A 24736-nucleotide genomic window follows, 5' to 3' on the forward strand; every position below is an offset into this window, starting at 1 on the left:
ATGAAGGACGCCGTTTCGGTGACTGCAACCGGCCGCACGTAGGCTGGGAAGAATCATGTCGCCATCCTCTCCGCGTCGTTCCCCCGAGGCTGACGCGCAGCTGATAGCGGCCCGGCGCGCCCGCGTCCCGGTGATCACCTTCCCCGACGAATTGCCCGTCAGCGCCTGCCGCTCGGAGATCGCCGACGCCCTGCGCGAGCACCAGGTGATCGTCGTCGCTGGCGAGACCGGTTCGGGCAAGACGACCCAGCTCCCGAAGATCTGCCTGGCCGCCGGCCGCGGCGTCGAGGGCACCATCGGGCACACCCAGCCGCGTCGCATCGCCGCAACCTCGGTGGCCGAGCGGATCGCCGACGAGACCGGCACCGAACTCGGCGACGCGGTGGGCTACTGCGTCCGGTTCTCCGACCGCGTCTCGGAGACGACCCTGGTCAAGGTGATGACCGATGGCATCCTGCTGCGCGAGATCGCCACCGACCCGATGCTGCGCGCCTATGACACGCTGATCATCGACGAGGCACATGAGCGCAGCCTCAACATCGACTTCATCCTGGGCTACCTCGCGCGCCTGCTCCCCCGTCGCCCCGATCTCAAGCTGATCATCACCTCGGCCACGATCGAGCCGGAGAAGTTCGCCAGACATTTCACGACGGCGTCTGACGCGGTCCCGATCATCGAGGTGTCCGGCCGCACCTTCCCCGTCGAGATCCGCTACCGCCCGCCCGAACCGGAAACGGAGACGGCCGCCCAGATCGATTCGGCGATCTCCGAACTGTGGTCCGGGGCCACCGGCGACATCCTCGTCTTCCTGCCCACCGAGCGCGACATCCGCGACACCGCCAAGGCGCTGGGCCACCGCGAATCGGCGGGGGCCGAAATCGTGCCGCTCTACGCGCGGCTCTCCATCGCCGAGCAGCGCCGCGTGTTCACCCCGTCGAACGGCCGCCGCATCGTGCTCGCGACGAACGTCGCCGAGACCTCGCTCACCGTCCCGGGTATCCGCTACGTCGTCGACACCGGTACCGCCCGCATCTCGCGGTACTCCCCGCGCACCAAGGTCACCCGCCTGCCGATCGAACCGGTCTCCCAGGCGAGCGCCCGGCAGCGCGCCGGCCGCTGCGGCCGCGTCGCCGCGGGTATCTGCATCCGGCTCTACGACGAGGCGGATTTCGACGCCCGACCACCGTTCACCGATCCGGAGATCCTGCGCGCGAACCTGGCCGGGGTGATCCTCTCGATGGTCTCGTTGCGGCTCGGCGACATCTCCGAGTTCGGTTTCGTCTCCCCGCCGTCGCCCCGGGCGATCGCCGACGGGCTGGCCGAACTCGGCGAACTGGGTGCCATCGGCACGCGGACCGATCGGGCGCCGAAGCTGACCGCGGTGGGACGCGCGCTCGCCCGGCTGCCCATCGATCCGCGTCCGGCGCGGATGCTCGTGGCCGCCCGCGACTTCGGCTGCCTCGCCGAGGTCCTCGTCGTCGCCGCCGCCCTGTCGATCCCCGACGTGCGGCTGCGGCCGGCGGACAAGCGGGAGGCCGCCGACGAGGCGCACCGCCGTTTCGACGAGCCCGGCTCGGACTTCCTCGCGCTGCTCAATCTGTGGGACTACCTGGAGGAGCAGCGAAAAGAGTTGTCCGGCAACCAGTTCCGCCGACACTGTGAACGCGAATTCCTCCACTGGACGCGGATCCGCGAATGGCGCGACCTGCACCGGCAGCTGCAGCGGACGGTCAAGGACCTCGGCTGGTCGGTCACCCGCACCGAAGAGCGGGACGCCGATGCCATCCACCAGGCCATCCTCTCGGGCCTGCTCTCCAACATCGCCGCCCGCAAACCCGACTCCAAGGAGTACCTGGGCGCGCGGAACACCTCGCTGATGGTGTTCCCCTCCTCCCCGTTGGCGCGCAAGCCCCCGGCCTTCCTCATGGCCGCCGAGATCATCGAGACGTCGCGCACCTATGCCAGCACGGTCGCCCGGATCGATCCGGCCTGGGCCGAGCGCCTGGCCGGCGACCTGTGCAAGCGCGCGTACAGCGAGCCGCACTGGTCGTCGCGACGCGGTGCCACGATGGCTTATGAGCGCGTCACCCTCTTCGGCGTGGTGCTGGTCGCATCGCGCCAGGTCACCTACACCAAGACCGACCCGCAGCTGTGCCGCGAGATGTTCCTGCGGCACGCCCTCGTCGACGGTGATTGGCGCACCAAACACGCCTTCTTCGAGCGGAACCGGGAACTGCTCGACGACGCCGTCGAAGTCGAACACCGGGCCCGCCGACGCGACCTGGTCATCAGCGCCGATCAGCTCTACGCCTTCTACGACGAGCGGGTTCCCGAGCAGGTCGTCTCCGCGCAGCATTTCGACACGTGGTGGAAGCAGGAGTCCCGTACCCACCCGGATCTGCTCGACCTGCGCGCCGAGGACGTCGTCGCCGCGACCGACGTGTCCGACGCCGACTACCCGGGGACGTGGGCCCAGGGCGACCTGCGCCTTACGCTGCGCTACAAGTTCGCGCCGGGCGATCCCGAAGACGGGGTCACCGTCGAGATTCCGCGCGACCTCGTCAAGCACGTACGGCCCGCCGGATTCGACTGGTCGGTACCGGGGATGCGCGAGGATCTGACGACGGCGCTGATCAGGTCGCTGCCCAAACAGCTGCGCAAGACGGTGTCGCCGGCCCCCGACTTCGCGCGGGCCGTGCTGGCCCGCCTCACCCCGCGCGCCGAACCGCTGCTCGCCGGTCTGGCGCGCGAACTCTCGGCGATGGCCCGCACCACGATCACCGTCGACGATTTCGACGTCGACCGCGTCGACGACCATCTCCGGATGAATTTCGCCGTCGTCGACGAATCGGGGTCGACGATCGCGGCGAGCCGGTCGCTGGCGCAACTCCAACGTCCCGACCGATCCGACCGGAAGCGAACGACCGCCCGCGTACTCGCCTCGGAGTGGACGGCCGACACCTTCGGCGATCTCCCCGAATCGATCACCGGGCAGATCGCGGGCCAGAAGGTGACCCGCTATCCCGGACTGGTGGTCGTCGACCCGTCGACCGTCGGATCGGCCCAATTCGCGTCGCCGGCGCAGCGTTCCGCCGCCCTGCACGCCGCCGTCCTGGTCCTGCTCGAAGCCGCACTGCCGTCCTTGGGCAAGAAGATCACCGCTGGCCTGACCCCCGCGCTTCGACTAGCACTGAGTCAGAGCCCGTACCCGTCGCTGGAGGCGTTGCTGCGCGACTGCACCCGCTGCGCGATCCGCGGCGTCGTCACCCCCGCCGAGACCGCCGGCTTGCGGACCCCGGCCGACTTCGCCGCGCTGCGCGAACGATTCGCCCCCGCGATCGCCGAGCAGGCCCCGGACAACTTCTTCGCCGCCCTCGACGCCCTCTCCCGACTGCCCGGGCTATCCGCCGCGATGGATCGCCACGCCGGGACGATGGCGGCCCAGGACGTTGCCGATCAGGTCGCGCAACTCGTCTTCGACGGATTCGTCGGCGAGACACCGGTGGACCGGTTGGCCTCGCTGCCGCGCTACCTCGACGCCGCGCTCATGCGGCTCGACGCCGTGACGGCCAACCCCGCCCGCGACCGGGATGCGACCGCGGCCGTCGACCGGGTCGTGGAGCGGTGGAATCTGCGCCTGGCGCAGCTGCCGGAGGCCCGCCGGGAGCCGTTCAACGAGTATGCGCACTGGATGATCGAGGAGTTGCGGGTCGGGCTCTACGCCCAGCGACTCGGTACCGCGGGCACCGTGTCGGAGAAACGGGTGATCAAGGCGTTCGACGCCTTCGTCTGAGCCGCCTCGCCGGCGGTGGATCGGTCAGCCGCGGTCGGACTGCAGGGAGTCGATCTCCCGTTGGAAGTCTTCGAGCGACTCGAACGAGCGGTATACCGAGGCGAACCGCAGATAGGCGACCTCGTCGAGATCGCGCAGCGGCCCGAGGATGGCCAGCCCGACCTCGTTGCTCGGCACCTCGGCCGAACCCGAGGATCGCACCGCGTCCTCGACCTGCTGCGCCAACTGGGCCAGCGCATCCTCGTCGACCTGCCTGCCCTGACATGCCCGCCGGACGCCCCGCATCACCTTCTCGCGGCTGAACGGCTCGGTCACGCCGTTGCGCTTGACCACGGCCAACACCGCATTCTCCACCGTGGTGAACCGGCGTCCGCATTCCGGACACGACCGACGACGGCGGATCGCCTGACCCTCGTCGGCGAGACGGGAATCGACGACCTTGGTGTCCTCATGCTTGCAGAACGGACAATGCATGAGCCCAACAATACCGACGGCCCGGGCAGTGCTCCGACTACCCGACGCACTGCGGCAGCCGATGCTGCCGCGCGACTGGGCGCCGCCCACGCTTATCGGTAGACCGGGGCCACGAGCGCCTGGCCGGCCGTCAACTGCGACGACGGCAACCCGTTCAACGCGCGCAGCTGATTGATCACCGCCTGGCGCGGCATATCCGGGGCGACGCGCGCGGCGACCGAGTTCAATGTCTCGCCTCCGCGCACGTGGACCACCGACGTGGCAACCGGATCGGGAGCAGTGCTCGCCTCGTAGTTGCCGCCGACGATGGCGAAGAGCCAGACCAGCCCGGCGAGCGCAGCGCCGACGAGGATCGCCGCGGCGCTCCCCCGGCGACGGGCGATCACCCGCTGCTGCCGGCTCTGGACCGGGGCCACCGGCGCAGCGCACCGGGTGCCGCGGTCCGGCCGGGGATGGTGGGAACGGCCGTCGACCGGGCGGCGCCGGGTCTGGGCGGGACGGAGCGGGCGCGGAGCCGGGCGGACTGCCGGGCGGTGCATCACTGGTGCGCTCATGTCGGTTCTCCTCGTTCGTGTGTTCGATGAACTCTTGTTCGAAGTTTTACCACGAGGGTCTGACAAAGTCTCGCGACACGTCGAACAAATGTTTGAAGGTCGCGGCTTTCTTCGCTAGCGTTGTGGCAACGAGCAGAGGAGAAACATCATGGCCAAGAAGAAGTCGGCGGAGTCCGGCCTCACCGACAGCCCCGCCGCGATCGAGGCGACCCTGACCCAGCGTCAGCGCGACGTGTTGGAGGTGATCCGCAAGTCCGTCCGCGAGCGCGGATACCCGCCGAGCATCCGCGAGATCGGTGACGCGGTCGGCCTCGTGTCGACCTCGTCGGTGGCCTACCAGCTGAAGACCCTGGAGAACAAAGGCCTGCTCAAGCGCGATCCGCACCGCCCCCGCGCGGTCAACGTCGCGGCGGACAAGAAGGGGCCGCCGCCCGGTGGCGCCGCGGCCGAGGGAATGCCCACGCCGACCTATGTCCCCGTCCTCGGCCAGATCGCCGCGGGTGGCCCGATCCTCGCCGAGGAGGCCATCGAAGACGTCTTCCCCCTCCCGCGAGAACTCGTCGGCGACGGCAACCACTTCCTGCTCCGCGTGGTCGGCGAATCCATGATCGACGCGGCGATCTGCGACGGCGACTGGGTGGTAGTGCGACAGCAGAACGTCGCCGACAACGGCGACATCGTCGCCGCCATGATCGACGGGGAGGCCACCGTCAAGACCTTCAAGCGCGACGGCGCGCACGTGTGGCTGATGCCGCACAACCCGCTGTTCGACCCGATTCCCGGTGACCGCGCGGTCATCCTGGGCAAGGTCGTGACCGTGATGCGCCGGATCTGATCCGGCCCCTGCTCTGATCCGATGCGGCGCCGTCAGGCGTCGACGCGGGTGAACTCGACGAGTTCACCCGCGAGCGCGGCGGGAACCCGCACGCGCATCTTGGTGCCCGTCGCATGGTGCTCGGTCGAGTGGATCTCGCCGTCGGCATGGATCCGCGAGACGAGATCGCCGCGCGAGAAGGGGAGGTCGACGAACATCTCGACGTCCCCGCGCCCGATCTCGGCGCGGATGGCGTCGAACAGCTCCGGGAGCCCGGCGCCGGTACGCGCCGAGACGAACAATGCGCCCGGCAGCGCCGCGGCCAATTCGGCGTGTTTGAGGTCGTCCATCGCGTCCAGCTTGTTCACGACGAGCAACTCGGGCGGCAGCGTGCCGTCCCGCGCCTCGTCCGATACCTCGCGCAGCACGGTCCGCACAGCGTTGACCTGGTCCAACGGGAAGGCTTCCGAGCCGTCGACCACGTGCACGAGCAGATCGGCGTCGGCCACCTCCTCCAGTGTCGACCGGAACGCCTCCACCAGTTGCGTCGGCAGGTGCCGGACGAAACCGACGGTGTCGGTGAACACCACCTCGCGGCCGTCGTCCAGCCGTGCGCGGCGCGTCGTCGGGTCCAGGGTGGCGAACAAGGCATCCTGCACCAGCACGCCCGAACCCGTCATCGCGTTGACGAGACTCGACTTGCCCGCGTTGGTGTAGCCGACGACGGTGATCGTCGGCACCCCGCTGCGGTGCCGGTCCAGACGCTTCACCGTCCGGGCGGTCTTCATCGCGCGGATCTCCCGGCGCAGCTTGGCCATCCGCTCCCGGATCCGACGGCGATCGGTCTCGATCTTGGTCTCACCCGGACCGCGCAGGCCCACGCCGCCGTTGCTGCCCGCCCGACCACCGGCCTGCCGTGACATCGACTCGCCCCAGCCGCGCAGCCGGGGCAGCATGTACTCCATCTGCGCGAGGCTGACCTGCGCCTTGCCCTCCCGACTGGTCGCGTGCTGGGCGAAGATGTCGAGGATCAGCGCGGTGCGGTCGATGACCTTCACCTTGACGACCTTCTCCAGCGCGTTGAGCTGGGCGGGCGTCAACTCGCCGTCGGCGATGACGGTGTCCGCGCCGGTCGCGACGACGATCTCGCGCAGCTCACCCGCCTTGCCCGACCCGATGTAGGTGGCCGCGTCCGGGCTGGACCGGCGCTGGATCAGCGCATCCAGCACCTGCGACCCGGCGGTCTCGGCCAACGCGGCGAGTTCGGCCATGTTGGCGTTGGCCTGGGCGATGGTGCCCGACGTCCAGACGCCGACGAGCACGACCCGTTCCAGGCGCAGCTGCCGGTACTCGACCTCGGTGACGTCGGTGAGTTCGGTGGACAAGCCGGCGACGCGCTGCAGCGACGCCCGATCGTCGAGTTGGAGTTGACCCGTCGTCGGCGCATCGTCCGTGCGAAGCGCGCCGGGCGGAGTAGAAACCGCGGGGTCCGGGGACAGTTCTGATTCAGTCATACCCGTCCATCATGACACCGCGCGGACGTCGTGCGCGAGCCGATTACCTGCACCCTCAGTCGAGGGCGCCCGTGAACAGCTCGCCGCGCGCGACGAGGCGCGACGGACCGCGCAGGGTGCTGGTCGTCCCGCCGTCGTCGATGCCCACGTCGACCCGGCCGCCGGGAACGGTGATCCGCAGCTTCCCGGAGTCCCGCCCCAGGGAGGCGAGTAGTGCGCTGCCCGCCGCGACCAGGCCCGTTCCGCAGCTGCGCGTCTCCCCCACGCCGCGTTCGACGACCCGCATCGATGCGACGAGGGTGTCGCCGTCGGCCACCGGTTCGGTACACAGCTCGACGTTGACCCCCTCGGGGAACACACCGGTGTCGAATCCGACCGGACCGGACAGGTCGAGGGCACTCAACTCGCCGTGCGACAAACCCGGAACGACGCAGGCCAGATGGGGATTGCCCACGTCGACGGCGATCCCGGTGAAGGTCCTACCACCGATCGTCGCCGAGGAGGTCACCCCCCGGAGCACCCGGCCCATCCCGACGCTGACCTCAGCGCTCGTCGGCGAAACCGAGTGGATGCGGACCGGACGCGCACCGGCCCGCGATCCGACGACGAACTCGTCGGCATCGGTCAACCCGGCGACCCGACAGTAGTGGGCGAACACCCGGACGCCGTTGCCGCACATCTGCGCCACCGAGCCGTCCGCATTGCGGTAGTCCATGAACAGGTCGTCGGCGGCGATCCCCTCGCCGAGGGCGGTGAGCACACCGGCGTCGAGGAGGCTGCCGGCCCGTGCCACGCGCAGCAGACCATCGGCCCCGATACCCCGTTGCCGGTCGCACAGCACGGCCACCGTCTCCGGTTCCAGCGCCAACAGGGCCGCGGCGTCGTCGACGATGATGAAGTCGTTCTGCGTGCCGTGGCCTTTCCAGAAGGCGTGCGGGAGAGCGGTCACCGGATCAGTCTACCGATCCGCCCGGCTGGTCGATCCGGGCCGCACGGCAGTATTCGGACACCGTGTCGGCCAGCGCCTCGTCGCCGCCGTCGAACCAGCGGATCCGCGGATCGCGGCGAAACCACGACCGCTGGCGCCGCACATATCGTCGCGTGCCGACGAAGGTGAGCTCGCGCGCGTGCTCGACGTCGTATTCACCGTCCAGCGAGGCGACGACCTGCGCGTATCCGATCGCCCGGATCGCCGTCTGCCCCTCGCGCAGCCCACGTTCGAGGAGTCCGGCCACCTCGTCGACGAATCCGTTGGCGAACATCGCCGCCGTCCGCGCCTCGATGCGCTCGTCGAGCAGTTCGGTCGGGCGGTCGACGCCGATCAGCAGCGCGTCCCACCGCGGATCGCCGATCGTGGGCTGCGAGGCCGCGAACGGCTCGCCGGTCAGTTCCACCACCTCCAGCGCCCGCACGATGCGGCGGCCGTCGGAATCGAGGATCGTGGCGGCGGCGTCGGGATCCACCGCACCCAGCCGCCGGTGCATCTCGACGGTTCCGACCCGCGCCAACTGCTCCTCGAACCGCGCGCGGACGGTCGGGTCCGTCGGCGGGAGCGACCACTCGTCCACCAGCGCCTGGTAGTACATCATCGACCCGCCGACGACGATCGGCGTGCGGCCCCGCGCCCGGATCGACTCGACGTCGTCGATCGCGGCGGCCTGATAGCGCGCCACCGTCGCCGTCTCGTCGACATCGAGGACGTCGAGTTGGTGGTGGGCGATGCCGCGGCGCTCATCAGGGGCGAGTTTGGCGGTGCCGATGTCCATCCCGCGGTATTGCTGCATCGCGTCGGCGTTGACGATCTCGCCGTCGAACCGCTGCGCGAGGTGCAGCGCCAAATCCGACTTGCCGCTGGCCGTCGGCCCGACGACGACGATCGGCCGCGGACCGCCGCCAGCGGTCCCGCTCACTCGAACCGCCAGGTCGCCACGGTGTAGCCGACGCCGAGCGGTGCGCCCGCGTAGTCCAGCCGCACCGTCGCCGGGCCGGGCGCGCACGCCGCCGCGACCTCCCACGCCGCCCGGCCGCCGACTCCCCACCGGGCGCACCGGTCCCAGTCCAGGGCGCGCAGTCGTCGTGGATCGCCACCGGCCAACGCCGCGTCGATCTCGGCCTGCAGCGCGACGGCATCGGGTTCGACGCCGCCGCCGGGGGCCCGGTCGGTCAGGTGGATCGCCCCGTCGCCGATCACCAGCAGTGCGACCGGCTCGGCCACCGTCGCCCACTCGTCCGTGAGGCTCGCGGCGACGGCCGCGCACCCGGACGGGGTGGCGTCGCGGGCCACGACCGTCGGCACGATGGAGACGCGCTGCGCGTCGGCGGCGAGTTCGCGCGCCCAGCCGGCCAGCAGCATCGACGTGTCGAGACCGTGTCCGTCTGTCCCGTCGCCGTCACCGCCGCTCAGGCGAACGGTGCGGTCCACCCCGAAGCCGCCGAACGAGCCGGAGACCCCGGTCGCGCGGCCGGTCGGCCGATCCCCGTCGGCGGGTCCGATCGCCCACCAGGACGCGGCGTCGCCACCCAGCTGGCGGACGGCCGCACGGGCCGCGGCGCGCACCGGTTCGAGCTCATGCGCCCCCGGACCCGACACCTCGGGCACCAGCGCGGGGGCGCACGGAAGGAACACGGCGGAAATCAACACAACCCACGACGCTAGCCGACCTGCTTGAATAGACTCCACCGGCCCGTCCTCGGGACGGAACGGAAGACCAGGCAGCCGTGACGCGCGGCACGAAGGTGAGGACCACCATGACGACTCCCGAATCCGACACGACGACGTCTGGATCGCAGGCGACTCCAGAACCCGACTCGACGACCGCCGCGGAGCCGACCGCCACGCCCGCACCAGTCGCACCGGCATCTGCCACGTCGGCGTCTGCCGCGCCGAAACCTCGCCCCAGGCCGGGACCGCGCCCGGGCGTCAAGCCGGTCGTCACCAGTGCCCCGATCACCCATCAGCCGACGCATGCCGGCGACCCGCACGAGTTCGGCCGGGTGGACGAGAAGGGCGTCGTCTGGCTCAAGACGGCCGACGGGGAACGCGAGATCGGGCAGTGGCAGGCGGGCAGCCCCGAAGAGGGTCTGGCCCACTACTCGCGGCGATTCGAGGATCTGGCCACCGAGGTGGAGATCCTCGAGGAGCGCTTGGCCGCCCGCTCGGGTGATCCGCGCAAGACGCGGGCCGCCGCCCAGCACCTGCTCGACGCACTGCCGACCGCCCACGTCATCGGGGATGTCGCCGCGCTGCAGGCCCGATTGGGTGCCATCGCCGCCACCGCCGAGGACGTCGCCGAAGAGGTGAAGGCGCAACGGGCACAGGACCGGGAGGCCGCCGTCGCGCGCAAGGAGGCGCTGGCCGCCGAGGCCGAGGGTCTGGCCGCCGATTCCACGCAGTGGAAGGAGGCCGGCGATCGCATCCGGGCGATCCTGGACGAGTGGCGTGGCATCAAGGGGATCGACCGCAAGACCGACGACGCGCTGTGGAAGCGGTACGCCCGCGCCCGCGACAAGTTCAACCGGCGCCGCGGAGCCCACTTCGCCGAACTCGACCGCGACCGCGCGTCGGCCAAGGACCGCAAAGAGGAGCTCATCGCCCAGGCCGAGGAACTGTCGACTTCGACGGACTGGGGTCCGACGGCCGGGCGTTTCCGCGACCTGATGACCGAGTGGAAGGCGGCCGGGCGGGCGCCGCGCGAGGTCGACGACGCACTCTGGCAGCGGTTCAAGGCCGCCCAGGACGTCTTCTTCGGTGCGCGCAACGCCGAGGCGTCGCAGCGCGACGAGGAGTTCTCGGCGAACGGCGAGGCCAAGGCCAAGCTGCTCGACGAAGCCGAGCGGACCATCGATCCGAAGGCCGACTTGGCCGCGGCCCGGCGCGCCTACCGCCTGCTGCAGGAGCGGTGGGACGAGATCGGCAAGGTGCCGCGCGATCAGATGGGCCGCCTCGACGGCCGGATGCGCGCGCTGGAGCGGAAGATCCGCGACGCCGAGAACGAGAGCTGGCGACGCGAGGATCCCGAGGTGGCGGCACGCGCCGCCCAGTTCGCCGAGAAGGTCGCCGCCCTCGAGGAACAGGCCAGGAAGGCCGACGAGCGCGGCAAGACCTCCGACGCGAAGAAGTTCCGGGAGCAGGCCAAGCAGTGGCAGGAGTGGGCCGACGCGGCCAAGACCGCCGTATCCGACCGTTAGCCCCGCCGAGCGAGCACCCCAACCCCGCCGAGCGCCGGGTCGAGTGACCGCGACGAAGGAGCGGTTGTATCGAGACCTGGGCACCCCAACCACGCCGACTGGGCACCCCAACCTTGCCGACTGGGCACCCCAGGGCCACTGGCGGGTAGCTGCGCTCAGTCGGCGGTGCCGTACTCCCGGGTCACCGTCGCGACCCTGACGCGATAGGCGGCATACCATTTGTCGCGACCGAGGCGCTGCGCCCCAAGGTGTTCCGCGACGGCTTTCCAGGCCCGTGCGGCACCCTCGTCCGACCAGTACGACACGGTGATGCCGAATCCTTCGGTGTCACGCGCCGACTCGACGCCGAGATAGCCGGGCTGCCGCGCGGCGAGCAGGTCCATGTCCTCGGCCATCGCGGCGTAGCCGTCGGCGTCCTCCTGCGTGCGGATCGAGGTGAAGACGACCGCGACATACGGCGGCGGCGGAGTCCGCGCGATCATGGAGCGGCCCTAGTCGTCTTCCGACGCGCTCTCGTGCCGAATCGGGTCGGTGAGGCGTCGCATCCGCTCTTCCTCGCGGGCGGCGGCCTCGCGTCGCTGGTTCTCGAGCACCAGCTGGTGGGCATTGCGCGACCACACGACCCGGGCCCAGTGGAAGGCCAGCACGACCACGGCGATCAATCCGATGACCAGCCCGATCGCGACCCCGTCCGGGGGCGGCAAGGGCTTGCCGTCCGGGCCGGTGAGCGCGTTCAGGCCCGGCGTATTGCGCGACCACCAGGCCAGCACCCCGGCCGGAACCGAGACCATCGACCCGCACAGCGCGATCCACGCCAGCACCCAGCGGCGGGTGATCAGGGCGAGCGCCGAGGCGATGATGCCGAAGATCAGCACCAGGTAGACGAAGACGCGCGAGGTGATGGTGATCTTGGCGGCCTGGGCCTTCGCGTCGAAGCTGAGCACGTCGAATCCGTTGACGCCGTGCAGGCTGAAGAAGCTCGGTGCGACATGCGGCAGGGCCAGCGAGACGGCGGCCACCATCACGGCGACCGCGACGACGAGTGCCCGCAGCCCGGGATCGATCTCGCCGGCGACCTTCCGCTCCGCCTTGCGCAGATCGCTCTCGAACTGCTTGAAGTCGTCGATCGGATCCTTCGGATCGTCGCTCACGTCACGTCCTGTCCTCGGTGGGCCGCAGCTGCGACCCGTTGATCAGTTGCAGCTGCCCGACGAGCAGCCGGTCGACGCCGGCTCGGTCGGTCGGGCGCCGATCGTCGGCAGGCCCAGGCCCACCCCGGTCGGCGCGGTGACCGGCGCGATATTCGCCGCGTGCGCATCCCCGGCCCGGGTGTTGCGGACGGTCGCGACACCGGCGTCGGCCATCAGGTGGTGCGGTGCGGCCGCGGTGATCGTCGTGGTCACGACGTCGCCGGGTCGGATCGTGGCCCCGGTCCCGGCGCCGGTCGGGCTGAAGTGGACCAGCCGGCCGTCGCGCGCCCGGCCGGTCAACCGCTCGTGCTCGACGCTCTTGCGCGACGAGTCGGCGGTGACCAGCAATTCCACCTCGGTGCCGATCAGCGTCTGGTTCTCCGCCAGGCACACCTTCTCCTGCAGCGCGATAAGGCGCTGGTAGCGCTCGGTCACCACCTCGGGCGGAACCTGGTCGGCCATCGTCGCGGCCGGGGTGCCCGGGCGCGGCGAGTACTGGAAGGTGAACGCGGAGCTGAACCGGGCCGCCTCGACCACGTCGAGGGTGGCCTGGAAGTCCTCCTCGGTCTCCCCCGGGAAGCCGACGATGATGTCGGTGGTGATCGCGGCATGCGGCATCGCGGCGCGCACCCGGTCGAGGATGCCGAGATATTTCGACTGGCGATAGGAGCGGCGCATCGCCTTCAGCACCCGATCGGAGCCCGACTGGAGCGGCATGTGCAGCTGCGGGCAGACGTTGGGGGTCTGCGCCATCGCCTCGATGACGTCGTCGGTGAACTCAGCGGGATGCGGCGAGGTGAACCGGACGCGCTCCAGCCCGTCGATCCGCCCGCACGCCCGCAGCAGGTCGGCGAAGGCGCCGCGGTCGCGCGGCTGGTCCGGATCGGCGAAGGAGGTGCCGTAGGCGTTGACGTTCTGGCCGAGCAGCGTCACCTCCAGGACGCCCTGGTCGACGAGGGCCTGCACCTCGGCCAGGATGTCGGCGGGTCGACGGTCGGCCTCTTTGCCGCGCAGCGACGGGACGATGCAGAACGTGCAGGTGTTGTTGCAGCCCACCGACACCGACACCCAGCCCGAATAGGCCGAGTCACGACGGGCGGGCAGCGACGACGGGAACTTCTCCAGCGACTCCAGGATCTCCACCTGGGCCGCCTCGTTGTGTCGTGCCCGGTCGAGCAGTGCGGGAAGCGAGCCGATGTTGTGCGTGCCGAAGACGACGTCGACCCAGGGTGCGCGGTCGAGCACCGTCGACCGGTCCTTCTGGGCCAGGCACCCGCCGACGGCGATCTGCATTCCGGGTTTACCGCGCTTCACCGGCGCCAGGTGCGAAAGGTTGCCGTACAGCTTGTTGTCGGCGTTCTCGCGCACCGCGCAGGTGTTGAAGACGACGAGGTCGGGGTCGGCCCCCTCCTCGGCGGCGACGTAGCCCGCCTCCTCCAGCAGCCCGGAGATGCGCTCGGAATCGTGCACGTTCATCTGGCAGCCGAAAGTGCGCACCTCGTAGCGGCGCGGCCCCGCGGTCTGCGACGCGGGGCCCGCACCGGCGTCGGACACGGCGACGGGCCCGATGTCGACGGGCAGGCTGTCGGTACTCACGTCTTCCAAGGATAGTGCCGATGACAAATCGGCTTGTACTGCCATGCCGGCCCGGCGGTACTAGGGTGTTCCTCTATGACAGCGGCCGCGAACAACGCAAGTGCCCCGCCAATGGTCTCCCTCCGCGACGTCGACAAGCATTTCGGCGATCTGCACGTGCTGCGCGACATCAACCTGGACATCCCCGCGGGCCAAGTCGTCGTCCTGCTCGGACCGTCCGGTTCGGGCAAGTCGACGCTGTGCCGCACCATCAACCGCCTGGAGCCGATCGACAGCGGGGAGATCTACCTCGACGGCACCCTCCTTCCCGATGAGGGACGCGCGTTGGCGACGTTGCGGGCCGAGGTCGGGATGGTCTTCCAGTCGTTCAACCTCTTCGCCCACAAGACGATCCTGGAGAACGTCACGCTCGCCCCGATCAAAGTGCGCAAGATGTCGAAGGCCGACGCCGAGAAGACCGCCCTGGAGCTGCTCGAGCGGGTGGGCGTCGCGGCGCAGCGCGACAAGTACCCGGCGCAGTTGTCCGGCGGGCAGCAGCAGCGCGTCGCGATCGCGCGGTCGCTGGCGATGCAACCGCGGGTCATGCTCTTCGACGAGCCGACGTCGGCACTCGACCCGGAGATGGTCAACGAGGTCCTCGACGTCATGGTGTCCCTCGCCCAGGAGGGGATGACAATGGTCGTCGTCACCCACGAGATGGGCTTCGCCCGCAAAGCCGCCGACCGCGTCGTGTTCATGGCCGACGGCGCCATCCTCGAAGACGCCGATCCCGACGACTTCTTCACCGCGCCCTCCTCCGACCGCGCGAAAGACTTCCTCTCGAAGATCCTGGACCACTGATGCGCCTCCGCCCCGCGAGCCGATTGTTGGCCGTCGCCGTGCTGGGCGCGATGTGCGCCGCACTGCTCACCGCCTGCGGCAGTCATCCGCGCAACCTGCTCGCGTCGATCCGATCCGGCCACGTCATCCTCGGCACGAAATACGACCAACCCGGACTCGGGTTGCGCGACCCCACGCGTGACGACATCGTCGGGTTCGACCCGTCGGTGTCGACGTTCGTGGTCAACCACATCGCCGACCGACTCGGCGTCGCCCACCCGCGCATCAGGTGGCGGGAGACGCCGTCGGCGCAGCGCGAGGCCCTGATCGGCTACGGGGAGGTGGACATGATCGCGGCCAGCTATTCGATCAACGCGGCGCGCAGCGCGAAGGTCGACTTCGCCGGACCCTACCTGGTGAACTACCAGGGGCTGCTGGTCCGCGGTTCGGACAACACCGTCAAGACGCTGACCGATCTCGACAGCCCCGACCGCAAGCTGTGCTCGGTGACCGGCTCCACGTCCGCGCAGAACGTCAAACGCCAGCTACCGCACGTGCAGCTGCAGGAGTACGACTCGTACTCCTCCTGCGTGGAGGCGCTGCGCAATGCGAAGGTCGACGCGCTGACCACCGACGAGGTCATCCTCGCCGGCTACGCGCACTTCTTCCCGAAGTACAACCTGCGGGTGCTCTCGATGACCTATCCGCACGACACCTGCAGTCCCAAGGGCGAGTTCATCCCCGCCGGGCGCCCCTTCTCCACCGAGCGCTACGGCATCGGCATGGCGAAGGGCCAGCCCGAGTCGGTCGCAGCGGTGAACGACGCGCTGCGCGCCATGCTGGCGCCGCGCCCGGGTCGGCACTCGGTGTGGGAGGACGCGCTGCGGACCTCGATCGGCGATGCGAGCGTCGACGAGATGATCGCCCGCGCCGCGGCTCCCGGATCGCGGTTCACCCTCTTTCCGAGCCCCGGTGACCTGTCCTTTCTGGATTCGAAATCGACTCCCTGCCCGACGGGGATGACCCGATGAACGCGCTCTGGTCGGAGATGGGGCCGGCGCTGTGGCCGGCTTTCGCCACGACACTGAAGCTGACGGTGCTCTCCGCCATCGGTGCTCTCGTGTGGGGCGTGGTGCTCGCCGGGATGCGGGTGTCGCCGGTACCGGTGATGCGGTGGTTCGCCACCGGTTACGTCAACATCGTCCGCAACACCCCGCTCACGTTGATCGTGTTGTTCTGCTCGCTGGGGTTGTACACGAATCTGAGCATCGCGCTGGCGCCGAACGGGCCGAACTTCGTGAAGAACAACAACTTCTGGCTCGCCGTCCTCGCTTTCGTCGCGTACACCGCCACCTTCGTGTGCGAGACGTTGCGCTCCGGGTTCAACACCGTCCCGGTGGGCCAAGCCGAAGCCGCCCGGTCGTTGGGACTCGGATTCCTGCAGGTCTTCGGCATCGTCGTGCTGCCGCAGGCCATGCGGTCGGTGATCGCCCCGATGGGCAGCGTGCTCATCGCGCTGACGAAGAACACGACGATCGCGTCGGTCATCGGGGTCGGTGAGGCCGCCCTGCTGATGAAGACGCAGATCGAGAACCACGCCAACCTGGTACTCGCGATCTTCGCGATCATCGCCGTCGGCTTCATGATCATCACCCTGGCCGAGGGGCTCGTCTTCGGCTGGCTGGCCAAGCGATTCGCGGTGAAGCGATGAGCGCACAAGCCACCGTCCTCTACGACGCCCCCGGCCCTCGGGCGCGGATCCGCAACGCGGTCATCGCCGCCGCCTTCGTCGTCGTCCTCGCGCTGGTCGCATGGTGGGTGATCGCCCGCCTGGCCGACCGCGGCCAGCTCGACGCCGACATGTGGCGCCCGTTCCTCAAGGCCTCCACCTGGACCGTGTACTTGCTGCCCGGCCTCTGGGGCACGGTGAAAGCGGCGGTCATCTCCATTGCCGCCGCCCTGGTCCTCGGCGCGCTGCTCGGCGTCGGCCGGCTCTCCGACCACCGCGGCGTGCGCTGGTTCTGCGGGATCTTCACCGAGGGATTCCGGGCCATCCCGGTCCTGCTGCTGATCCTGTTCACCTACTACCTCTACGCGCAATACGGGCTGGTCCCGCCGTCGCAGTTGGCATTCGCCGCCGTCGTCACGGGACTCACCCTGTACAACGGCACCGTGATCGCGGAGATCCTGCGCTCGGGTATCAACTCGCTGCCGAGCGGTCAGGGCGAGGCGGGTACCGCGCTGGGTTTGCGCAAGTCGCAGCTGATGCGGGTGATCCTGCTCCCCCAGGCCGTCACCGCGATGCTGCCGGCGTTGATATCGCAGATGGTCATCGCGTTGAAGGACAGTGCGCTGGGCTACATCATCGGATACGTCGAGGTGGTCCGTTCGGGCATCATGTCGGCATCCTTCTACGGCAACTACCTGCCCGCGCTCATCGTGGTGGCCCTGGTGATGATCGTCATCAACTTCTCGTTGACGGCCTTCGCCACATGGCTCGAGAAGCGCTTGCGCAGTGGGCGCGGCAAACGCGGAGTGGTGGCCGCCGTGGAACCCGACGAGGCGCTGCTGCCCTGACCGGGCGACACCGCTAACCCGTTTGGGCGTGTTCGCGGAGTTGCTCGCGCACCACGTCCACCGCCATTCCCGACGGGAATCCCCGGCGCAGGAGCATCCCGGTGAGGCGACGGGTCATCGAATCCCGCACCGATCGCTCGGTGAGATCCGCGCTGGTCGTCGACAGTTTTCGTGCCACGAGTTCGACGGCCCGCCCGCGTTCCTCCTCGGGGTCGACCTGCGCCAGCGCCTCCGCGACCACCGCCTCGTCGATCCCCTTGGCCCGCAACTCGTGGCGCAGGCCGACGCTGCCGCGCCGGGAGTATTCGCCGCGCGAGTACACCCATTCGCGGGCGAACTCCGCGTCGTCGAGGAGATTGTGTTTGTCCAGCCGGGCCATCACGGCGTCGATCTCGTCGGCGGTGAAGCCGCGCTTGCCCAATCGCTCGCGCATCTCCCCGCGACTGCGGGCGCGCACGCCCAGCAGCCGCAGTGCGACATCCCACGGCGATGCTTTCCGGCCGGGCACTCCCTCGCCGTCGGCATCGGTGTCCCGCGCCACCGGAACCCCGCCTAGAACTCGACGGGGGCCGGGGCCAGCGCGTCCGGGTCGACTTCGGAAGCCGCGTCGACCGCGCCGGGGCCGATGCCCAGCTTGTCTTTGATCTTCTTCTCGATCTCGTCGGCGATGTCCGGGTTCTCCTTGAGGAAGGTTCGGGCGTTCTCCTTGCCCTGGCCGAGCTGATCCCCCTCGTAGGTGAACCACGAGCCGGACTTGCGGATGAACCCCTCGTTGACGCCGAGGTCGATCAGCGAGCCCTCGCGGGAAATGCCCGCACCGTAGAGGATGTCGAACTCCGCCTGCTTGAACGGCGGCGCGACCTTGTTCTTGACCACCTTGACGCGCGTCCGGTTGCCGACCGCGTCGGTGCCGTCCTTGAGCGTCTCGATGCGGCGCACATCCAGGCGCACCGACGAGTAGAACTTCAGCGCCTTGCCGCCGGTCGTCGTCTCCGGGGAGCCGAACATGACGCCGATCTTCTCGCGCAGCTGGTTGATGAAGATCGCCGTGGTGTTGGAGTTGCTCAAGGCCGAGGTCATCTTGCGCAGCGCCTGGCTCATGAGGCGGGCCTGCAGGCCGACATGGCTGTCGCCCATCTCCCCCTCGATCTCCGCGCGCGGCACCAGCGCGGCCACCGAGTCGATGACCAGGATGTCCAACGCCCCCGATCGGATCAGCATGTCCGCGATCTCCAGCGCCTGCTCACCGGTGTCGGGCTGGGACACCAGCAACGCGTCGGTGTCGACGCCGAGCTTGGCGGCATAGTCCGGGTCCAGCGCGTGCTCGGCGTCGATGAATGCCGCGATGCCGCCCTGGGCCTGCGCGTTGGCGACGGCGTGCAGGGCCACCGTCGTCTTGCCCGACGACTCCGGCCCGTAGATCTCGACCACGCGACCGCGGGGCAGCCCGCCGATCCCGAGCGCGATGTCGAGCGCGACCGAGCCGGTCGGGATGACCTCGATCGGCTGCCGGGTCTCCTCGCCCAGTCGCATGACCGAGCCCTTGCCGTAGTTCTTGTCGATCTGGGCGAGGGCCAGGTCGAGGGCCTTCTCACGATCCTGCGAAGCGGCGGCCATGATGTCTCCTTGTGCGCTGTGGCGGCTGATGAGTCGCCGGTGGTCTCTGGTACGTGCGTCACGCTATCGACGGGGTCTGACAAACCCGGCTACTACTTGGACGCGGCGCGGTCGTTGTTCGGTTCCACCGCCGAGATTACACAGGGTTCGAACGTCTGTTCGTCAGCGACACGCCGCGGCGTGTCTCACCACTTCTGCCGCGGCACGTCGAACTCGCGGCACAGCGCGCGCCACACGTCGCGCGGGTCGACACCCGCTTCGATGGCCTCCGCCCCGGTGCGCCCGCCGCACTCGGTCAGAACATGGTCGACCAGCATAGATGCGGCGGCCTGCTCCCCGAACTGCTCGTTCATGAGCTCGGTGAAGTCGGTCAGGCGCATATCGTCGAGCCTACGACAGCGCCTGCGCGACGGCGCGCTCGACCACGCGCACCGCATCCACCGTCGCGGCCCCAGAATCGGCGATCCGAGCGGCCGCCGCGGCAAAACCCGGTTCGTCGAGTACACGCCGCACCGCCCCGGCGATCCGTGCGGGATCGGGGTCGCGCACGACGATACCGGCGCCCAGTCGCGCGACCCGGGCGGCCAGCTCCTGCTGGTCCCCGCCGCCGGGCACCATCACCACCGGCACCCCGGCCCCGAGCGCCTTGGCGAGCATCCCGTGGCCGGCACCGCAGACCGCGGCGGACGCCCGCGCCAACACCTCGTCCTGCCGCCCGGTCCCGGTCACCAGCAGGCCGATCCGCGCACCCGGCCCGCGTCGGCATTCGTCGGCGGAGGCGACGCCCAGCCCGGACAGCACCACCCGCACGTCGCGGCCGAGCACATCGGCCCCGAGCCCGCGCAGCGCATGGTCGCCGAGGTCGCCGCGCCCGGTCGCCGCGGTGGAGGGCGCCACGACGACGAGCGGCTCCGGACCGGCGGGAACGTCGAAGAGAGTCGCGGTGGGCTCCCACAGCAACGGTCCGACGAGATGGGCGTTCGACGGCCAATCCGGGCGGCGCACCTCGAGAGCCGGCCAGGTGGCGATCAACCGGGCGGCCGGGGTCTGCGGGCCGTACAGTCCGATGGACGCGCGCGCCGAAGCCCGCTGTCGCTCCCCGGTCGCGACGGCCCGCGCACTCATGGCCCGGAGCAGTGCGTCGCGGGACCGGCCGAGCAGATCGGTGCCGGCGGGCAGGCCCATCCCGATCGGCGGCAGGCCGCGGGACTGGTCATAGAGGGGGTGCGGCGACAGCTCCAGCCACGGCAGCCCGGCGAGTTCGGCTCCCCACGCACCGGCCAGGGTGATGACGTCGCCGACCACCACGTCGAAGCGATCGACCAGTTCCGGTCTCAGCGCCACCGCCATCCGCGCGGCGCGCACACTCAGCTTGGCGCCGGCGTCCTCGTCGTCGTCGCCCGCCGTCGCGGCCAGGCCGGGTAGTTCCGCGACGGAGGCCCCGACGAGGCCGACATCGCCCCAGCGCTTACCGGTGAAGACCGTGGCGGTGTGACCGGCCGCGCCGAGGCGCTGGGCCAATGCGAACGCGGGGAACGCGTGGCCGGCCTCGTCGCCGGCCACGAGGGCCACGCGCATGGCGCCGCTAGTCCTGTGCGGGGTCGGCCTTGGCCTTCTTCTCCAGCGACGGGGCCGCCGCCCCCTTGCCCTCGGGCAGTTCGCCCATGCTCGCGCGGATCTGCTCCAGGCGGGCATGCCCGGCCAGCTTCGTGCTGGACGCCTCGACCTCGGCCATCCGGCCCGAAACGGAGTTGCGGGCGAGTTCCGCCGAGCCGAGCGCGTTGGCGTAGCGCTGCTCGATCTTCTCCCGCACCTGGTCCAGGCTCGGCGTGTTGCCCGGCACGGTCAGCTCACTCATCTGCTGCAGCGACGCGCTGACCTGCTCCTGCATCTTGGCCTGCTCCAGCTGGGTGAGCAGCTTGGACCGCTCGGCAAGCTTCTGTTGCAGCATCATGGCGTTGCGCTCGACCGCGGTCTTCGCCTCGGAAGCGGCGTGCAGCGACTGGTCGTGCAGCGTCTTGAGGTCTTCGACGGACTGCTCGGCGGTCACCAGCTGCGCGGCGAAGGCCTCGGCCGCATTGGTGTACTCGGTGGCCTTCGGCGCATCCCCCGCTGCGGTGGCCTGATCGGAGAGGGTGAGCGCCTGGCGCACGTTGGCCTGCAACCGCTCGACGTCCTCGAGCTGGCGGTTGAGCTTCATCTCCAGCTGCCGCTGGTTCCCGATGACCGCCGCGGCCTGCTGGGACAGCGCCTGGTGCTGGCGCTGGGCGTCTTCGATGGCCTGCTGGATCTGAATCTTGGGATCGGCCTTGTCGTCGATCGTCGCGTTGCCCCAAGCCTTCAGGTAGTTCATCAGCTTCACGAGAGGGTTGGCCATCGGTTCTTCACTCTTTCGTTTATGACGTGGTCGGTCAGGCGGCGGCGAGCCGGTCGGGTCGGGTGTGCGGATGGCCCGGGGCGGGTACGACCACCGCGGGCACCGACGCGGGGGCATCGCCGCGCAGCGACGTGCCGGCATCGATCAGGAGGTCGGCCAATTCGATCTCGAGGGCGTCGCAGATGGCGGCGAGCAATTCGCTCGACGCCTCCTTCTGGCCGCGCTCGACCTCGGACAGATAGCCCAGCGACACGCGGGCCTGCGTCGAGATCTCGCGCAGGGTCCGCCGCTGCTCGGTCCGGGCATGCCGCAGGCCGGCGCCGAGCGCCTCGCGCAAGAGCACGGTCTGCTCCGCCATCATGCCTCCTTCGTCACCGGTGCCGTCACCGGAAGCCGCTGTCATCGTCGTCCGCCGTCGCGGCGCACGCGCGCCAGCAATTCCTCCAGGGCCCGTCTGGCCGAGGTTAGTCGAATTTCCCACCGATCGCCGTGAAGCTCCCACTCCCGGCTGTCCAATTCGTCGGACAGGGCCCGACGACGGGCGAACCCGCAGAAGACCGTTCCGGGTGCATGGCCGTCCTGCGGGTCGGGTCCGGCGACTCCCGTCAGTGAAACGCCCCAGTCGGCGTTCAAATTCCGTGCGGCGCCGATGGCCAGTTGTCGCGCGGTATTGGCCGAGACCGGCCCCTCGGCGGCGAGCACCCCGGGATCGACGCCGCCCAGCTGTGACTTGAGGTCGGTCGCGTAGACCACCACCCCGCCGCGCAGGACGTCGCTGGCGCCCGGTACCCCGGCGATCGTCGCGCTGAGCAGGCCGCCGGTGAGCGACTCGGCGACCGCGACGGTCAGACCGCGCTCGCGCAGTGTGTCGACGAGTTCTGCCGCGACGGTGCCGTGGGTCAACGGGTCAGTCACGGGCGGCCTCCCGACGCAGTGCCAGTGCTTGGTAGACGTACTCGATGCCGGTCACGACCGTAACGATAAGGGCAGCGGCCATGACGATGTGCGCCGCCCATTCCCACGGATGCGGCAGGGGGATCAGGTAGAGCCCGATCGCGATCGATTGGAGCATCGTCTTGAGCTTGCCGCCGCGGCTGGCCGCGATGACGCCGTGGCGCAGCACCCAGAACCGCAGCAGCGTCACGCCGATCTCGCGGACGATGATGATCGCGGTGACCCACCACGGCAGGATGTGCAGGAGCGACAGGCCGATCAGCGCCGCCCCGATCAGCGCCTTGTCGGCGATCGGGTCGGCGATCTTGCCGAAGTCGGTGACGAGTCCGTACTTGCGGGCGACTCGGCCGTCGATCTGGTCGGTGATCGCCGCGACGGCGAAGACGCCGAAGGCCGCCCATCGCCATGCGTCGGAGTGCCCGCCGTCGGCAAAGAGGACGAGTATGAAGACCGGGACGAGCACGAACCGCAGGATCGTCAGGAGGTTGGCGACGTTCCACACCGACGGCCGGTCCCCCACCGGCTCCGCGCCCGACACGGCGGCGCGATCGGCCGTATCGCCTGCTTGCGGGCCACCCGCGCGAATTTCCACCGTCTCAGCCTAGCGGTGCCACGCCCGGACCACATGGTGGGAGGCCGCTGCGCAACCGTGTCGCTACTCTGTTTATCCATGACGGCTGACTCCGACCCGCGCGACGTGCTCGTCCGGCGGGCCCGCACGTCGGACGTCCCGCGGATCAAAACGCTCATCGACGTGTACTCCGGGCGCATCCTGCTGGCCAAGAACCTCGTCACCCTCTACGAGTCGGTGCAGGAGTTCTGGGTCGCCGAGGTCGACGGCGAGGTCGTCGGCTGCGGGGCGCTGCACGTGCTGTGGTCCGACCTCGGCGAGGTGCGCACCGTCGCCGTCGACCCGGCACAGGCCGGGCGCGGTATCGGCCACCGGATCGTGGCCCGCCTGATGGCCCAGGCCCGCGCGTTGGAACTGCACCGGGTCTTCGTGCTGACCTTCGAGACCGAGTTCTTCGCCCGGCACGGGTTCGCCGAGATCGAGGGCACCCCGGTGTCGCGCGAGGTGTACGAGGAGATGTGCCGTTCCTACGACACCGGTGTCGCCGAATTCCTCGACCTGTCCTACGTCAAGCCGAACACCCTGGGGAACACCCGGATGCTGGCACTGCTCGACGAAAGTCACGACCTCCCGACCGGGTGAGCGGCGGAGTCACTCCACCGGCTTCGCCGGGCGGTTGCGCGCGGCCGAGTGGATCAGGCTCGCCACGGTCGTGACGACGAGCGTCGCGCCGATCACCGCCAGCGAAAGCCCCGTCGAAATCTCCGGAACGGCGACGTGCTGCCCGCCGTTGATGAACGGCAGGGTGTTCTCGTGCAGCGCGTGCAGGATCAGCTTGACGCCGATGAACGCCAGGATGAACGAAAGCCCGTAGGACAGGAACACCAATCGGTCGAGTAGTCCGCCGATGAGGAAGTAGAGCTGCCGCAGACCCATGAGCGCGAACGCGTTGGCCGTGAACACCAGGTAGGGCTCCTGGGTGAGGCCGTAGATCGCCGGAATCGAGTCGAAGGCGAACAGCAGGTCGGTGAACCCGATGACGACCAGGACCAGCAGCAGCGGCGTCGCGAGCCGACGGCCGTCGACCCGGGTGAACAGCTTGTCGCCGTCGTATTCCTCCGACGTCCGCAGGTGGCGTTTGGCGAACCGTTCGATGCGCCCCTCGCCCGCATCCTCCTCGCCGCCGCGCAGCATGTTGACCGCGGTGAGGACCAGGATCAGACCGAATGCGTAGAACACCCAGCTGTAGCGGGCGATGGCCGCGGCCCCCGCGGCGATGAAGATCCCGCGCATGAACAGCGCCATGAGGATGCCCAGCAGCAACACCTTCTGCTGGTAGATCCGCGGCACGGCGAACTTCGCCATGATCACGACGAAGACGAACAGGTTGTCGACCGAGAGCGCCTTCTCGGTCACGTACCCGGCGAAGTATTCACCGGCAAAGCCCCCGCCCCAGCGCCACCACACGAACAGGCCGAAGACGACGGCGATCGCGATGTAGACCGTCGACCAGAACCCGGACTCGCGAAGAGTCGGCGCGTGCGGCACCCGCACGTGGGAGAAGAAATCGAAAACGAAGAGACCCAGAATCACGAGAATGGTGATTCCCCAGGTCAGAAATGAGATGTCCAAGCGACTCAACCTCCAGCGCGCAACACGAGTGAAGCGATGCTGGAGGTCTCTCCCATCCGCCCATCG

26 protein-coding genes are annotated in these 24736 nt (G+C 69.6%); 8 read left to right on the forward strand and 18 right to left on the reverse strand.

Annotation, left to right across the window (positions count from 1 at the left end):
* Positions 1–55: 55 nt before the first annotated feature.
* Positions 56–3793, forward strand: a complete 3738-nt coding sequence (hrpA, locus tag HUN08_RS09925) for an ATP-dependent RNA helicase HrpA (protein ID WP_124246548.1) — start codon at positions 56–58, stop codon at positions 3791–3793.
* Between the two features lie 24 nt (positions 3794–3817).
* On the opposite strand, the gene nrdR is transcribed toward hrpA, so the two are convergent.
* Positions 3818–4267, reverse strand: coding sequence for a transcriptional regulator NrdR (gene nrdR / locus HUN08_RS09930; protein ID WP_124246549.1), 450 nt, complete (start codon positions 4265–4267; stop codon positions 3818–3820).
* Positions 4268–4359: 92 nt separating this feature from the next.
* Positions 4360–4821, reverse strand: a complete 462-nt coding sequence (locus HUN08_RS18365; protein WP_301546659.1) for a LysM peptidoglycan-binding domain-containing protein — start codon at positions 4819–4821, stop codon at positions 4360–4362.
* Positions 4822–4969: 148 nt separating this feature from the next.
* Here HUN08_RS18365 and lexA point away from each other — a divergent pair, with 148 nt between their 5' ends.
* Positions 4970–5656 carry a transcriptional repressor LexA gene (gene lexA, locus HUN08_RS09940; RefSeq protein WP_124246550.1) on the forward strand — a complete coding sequence of 229 codons (687 nt, stop codon included), beginning with the start codon at positions 4970–4972 and terminating at the stop codon, positions 5654–5656.
* 32 nt (positions 5657–5688) lie between these two features.
* Here the strand turns inward: lexA and hflX are convergent, their stop codons facing one another.
* From hflX to HUN08_RS09960, 4 genes are read right to left on the reverse strand one after another with little or no spacing between them, the layout of a single operon-like run.
* On the reverse strand, positions 5689–7149 hold the full coding sequence (gene hflX / locus HUN08_RS09945; protein WP_124246551.1) for a GTPase HflX: 1461 nt from the start codon (positions 7147–7149) through the stop codon (positions 5689–5691).
* Between the two features lie 55 nt (positions 7150–7204).
* On the reverse strand, positions 7205–8098 hold the full coding sequence (dapF, locus tag HUN08_RS09950; RefSeq protein ID WP_124246552.1) for a diaminopimelate epimerase: 894 nt from the start codon (positions 8096–8098) through the stop codon (positions 7205–7207).
* 4 nt (positions 8099–8102) lie between these two features.
* Complete coding sequence (gene miaA / locus HUN08_RS09955; protein ID WP_124246553.1) at positions 8103–9059, reverse strand: tRNA (adenosine(37)-N6)-dimethylallyltransferase MiaA; 957 nt, start codon at positions 9057–9059, stop codon at positions 8103–8105.
* The gene (locus HUN08_RS09960; RefSeq protein ID WP_124246554.1) at positions 9056–9790 is read right to left on the reverse strand and encodes a hypothetical protein; all 735 of its coding nucleotides are present in this window, start codon (positions 9788–9790) and stop codon (positions 9056–9058) included. The genes miaA and HUN08_RS09960 overlap by 4 nt, the downstream gene beginning before the upstream one ends.
* Positions 9791–9897: 107 nt before the next feature.
* On the opposite strand from HUN08_RS09960, the gene HUN08_RS09965 reads away from it, so the two are divergent.
* A complete protein-coding gene (locus tag HUN08_RS09965) occupies positions 9898–11337 on the forward strand; it encodes a DUF349 domain-containing protein (protein WP_124246555.1) in 1440 nt (479 codons plus the stop codon).
* A gap of 155 nt (positions 11338–11492) precedes the next feature.
* On the opposite strand, the gene HUN08_RS09970 is transcribed toward HUN08_RS09965, so the two are convergent.
* From HUN08_RS09970 to miaB, 3 genes are read right to left on the reverse strand one after another with little or no spacing between them, the layout of a single operon-like run.
* Positions 11493–11819: an antibiotic biosynthesis monooxygenase gene (locus tag HUN08_RS09970; RefSeq protein ID WP_124246556.1), complete on the reverse strand. Its 327-nt coding sequence runs from the start codon at positions 11817–11819 to the stop codon at positions 11493–11495.
* Positions 11820–11828: 9 nt separating this feature from the next.
* Positions 11829–12488 carry a hypothetical protein gene (locus HUN08_RS09975; RefSeq protein ID WP_124246557.1) on the reverse strand — a complete coding sequence of 220 codons (660 nt, stop codon included), beginning with the start codon at positions 12486–12488 and terminating at the stop codon, positions 11829–11831.
* Positions 12489–12530: 42 nt separating this feature from the next.
* A complete protein-coding gene (gene miaB / locus HUN08_RS09980) occupies positions 12531–14081 on the reverse strand; it encodes a tRNA (N6-isopentenyl adenosine(37)-C2)-methylthiotransferase MiaB (RefSeq protein WP_124246650.1) in 1551 nt (516 codons plus the stop codon).
* A 153-nt stretch (positions 14082–14234) separates the two neighbouring features.
* On the opposite strand from miaB, the gene HUN08_RS09985 reads away from it, so the two are divergent.
* From HUN08_RS09985 to HUN08_RS10000, 4 genes are read left to right on the forward strand one after another with little or no spacing between them, the layout of a single operon-like run.
* Complete coding sequence (locus HUN08_RS09985) at positions 14235–14963, forward strand: amino acid ABC transporter ATP-binding protein (protein ID WP_165353448.1); 729 nt, start codon at positions 14235–14237, stop codon at positions 14961–14963.
* The gene (locus HUN08_RS09990; RefSeq protein ID WP_124246559.1) at positions 14963–15973 is read left to right on the forward strand and encodes a transporter substrate-binding domain-containing protein; all 1011 of its coding nucleotides are present in this window, start codon (positions 14963–14965) and stop codon (positions 15971–15973) included. Before HUN08_RS09985 ends, HUN08_RS09990 begins: the two co-directional genes overlap by 1 nt.
* The gene (locus HUN08_RS09995; RefSeq protein ID WP_124246560.1) at positions 15970–16653 is read left to right on the forward strand and encodes an amino acid ABC transporter permease; all 684 of its coding nucleotides are present in this window, start codon (positions 15970–15972) and stop codon (positions 16651–16653) included. The genes HUN08_RS09990 and HUN08_RS09995 overlap by 4 nt, the downstream gene beginning before the upstream one ends.
* Entirely contained in the window at positions 16650–17519 is an 870-nt protein-coding gene (locus tag HUN08_RS10000; RefSeq protein WP_124246561.1) for an amino acid ABC transporter permease, read from the forward strand. The genes HUN08_RS09995 and HUN08_RS10000 overlap by 4 nt, the downstream gene beginning before the upstream one ends.
* A gap of 13 nt (positions 17520–17532) precedes the next feature.
* On the opposite strand, the gene HUN08_RS10005 is transcribed toward HUN08_RS10000, so the two are convergent.
* The 8 genes from HUN08_RS10005 to pgsA form a co-directional block, all read right to left on the reverse strand.
* Positions 17533–18060 carry a regulatory protein RecX gene (locus tag HUN08_RS10005; RefSeq protein WP_301546660.1) on the reverse strand — a complete coding sequence of 176 codons (528 nt, stop codon included), beginning with the start codon at positions 18058–18060 and terminating at the stop codon, positions 17533–17535.
* A gap of 11 nt (positions 18061–18071) precedes the next feature.
* Positions 18072–19136 (reverse strand): recombinase RecA, encoded by a 1065-nt coding sequence (gene recA, locus HUN08_RS10010; protein ID WP_124246562.1) that lies wholly within the window; start codon positions 19134–19136, stop codon positions 18072–18074.
* Positions 19137–19321: 185 nt separating this feature from the next.
* The gene (locus HUN08_RS10015) at positions 19322–19516 is read right to left on the reverse strand and encodes a DUF3046 domain-containing protein (RefSeq protein WP_124246563.1); all 195 of its coding nucleotides are present in this window, start codon (positions 19514–19516) and stop codon (positions 19322–19324) included.
* 10 nt (positions 19517–19526) lie between these two features.
* Positions 19527–20714 (reverse strand): glycosyltransferase, encoded by a 1188-nt coding sequence (locus HUN08_RS10020; RefSeq protein WP_124246564.1) that lies wholly within the window; start codon positions 20712–20714, stop codon positions 19527–19529.
* A gap of 7 nt (positions 20715–20721) precedes the next feature.
* Positions 20722–21513 (reverse strand): PspA/IM30 family protein, encoded by a 792-nt coding sequence (locus tag HUN08_RS10025; protein WP_124246565.1) that lies wholly within the window; start codon positions 21511–21513, stop codon positions 20722–20724.
* Between the two features lie 34 nt (positions 21514–21547).
* Positions 21548–21871: a helix-turn-helix domain-containing protein gene (locus HUN08_RS10030; protein WP_124246652.1), complete on the reverse strand. Its 324-nt coding sequence runs from the start codon at positions 21869–21871 to the stop codon at positions 21548–21550.
* A 41-nt stretch (positions 21872–21912) separates the two neighbouring features.
* Positions 21913–22428: a CinA family protein gene (locus tag HUN08_RS10035; protein WP_124246566.1), complete on the reverse strand. Its 516-nt coding sequence runs from the start codon at positions 22426–22428 to the stop codon at positions 21913–21915.
* The gene (pgsA, locus tag HUN08_RS10040; protein ID WP_301546986.1) at positions 22421–23005 is read right to left on the reverse strand and encodes a CDP-diacylglycerol--glycerol-3-phosphate 3-phosphatidyltransferase; all 585 of its coding nucleotides are present in this window, start codon (positions 23003–23005) and stop codon (positions 22421–22423) included. The genes HUN08_RS10035 and pgsA overlap by 8 nt, the downstream gene beginning before the upstream one ends.
* Positions 23006–23137: 132 nt before the next feature.
* Between pgsA and HUN08_RS10045 the strand changes: the two genes are divergently transcribed.
* The gene (locus HUN08_RS10045; protein ID WP_301546661.1) at positions 23138–23680 is read left to right on the forward strand and encodes an amino-acid N-acetyltransferase; all 543 of its coding nucleotides are present in this window, start codon (positions 23138–23140) and stop codon (positions 23678–23680) included.
* A gap of 9 nt (positions 23681–23689) precedes the next feature.
* Here the strand turns inward: HUN08_RS10045 and HUN08_RS10050 are convergent, their stop codons facing one another.
* On the reverse strand, positions 23690–24670 hold the full coding sequence (locus HUN08_RS10050; RefSeq protein WP_124246568.1) for a TerC family protein: 981 nt from the start codon (positions 24668–24670) through the stop codon (positions 23690–23692).
* Between the last annotated feature and the right edge of the window lie 66 nt (positions 24671–24736).

This window comes from Gordonia sp. X0973, from assembly GCF_013348785.1.
GTDB lineage: Bacteria > Actinomycetota > Actinomycetes > Mycobacteriales > Mycobacteriaceae > Gordonia.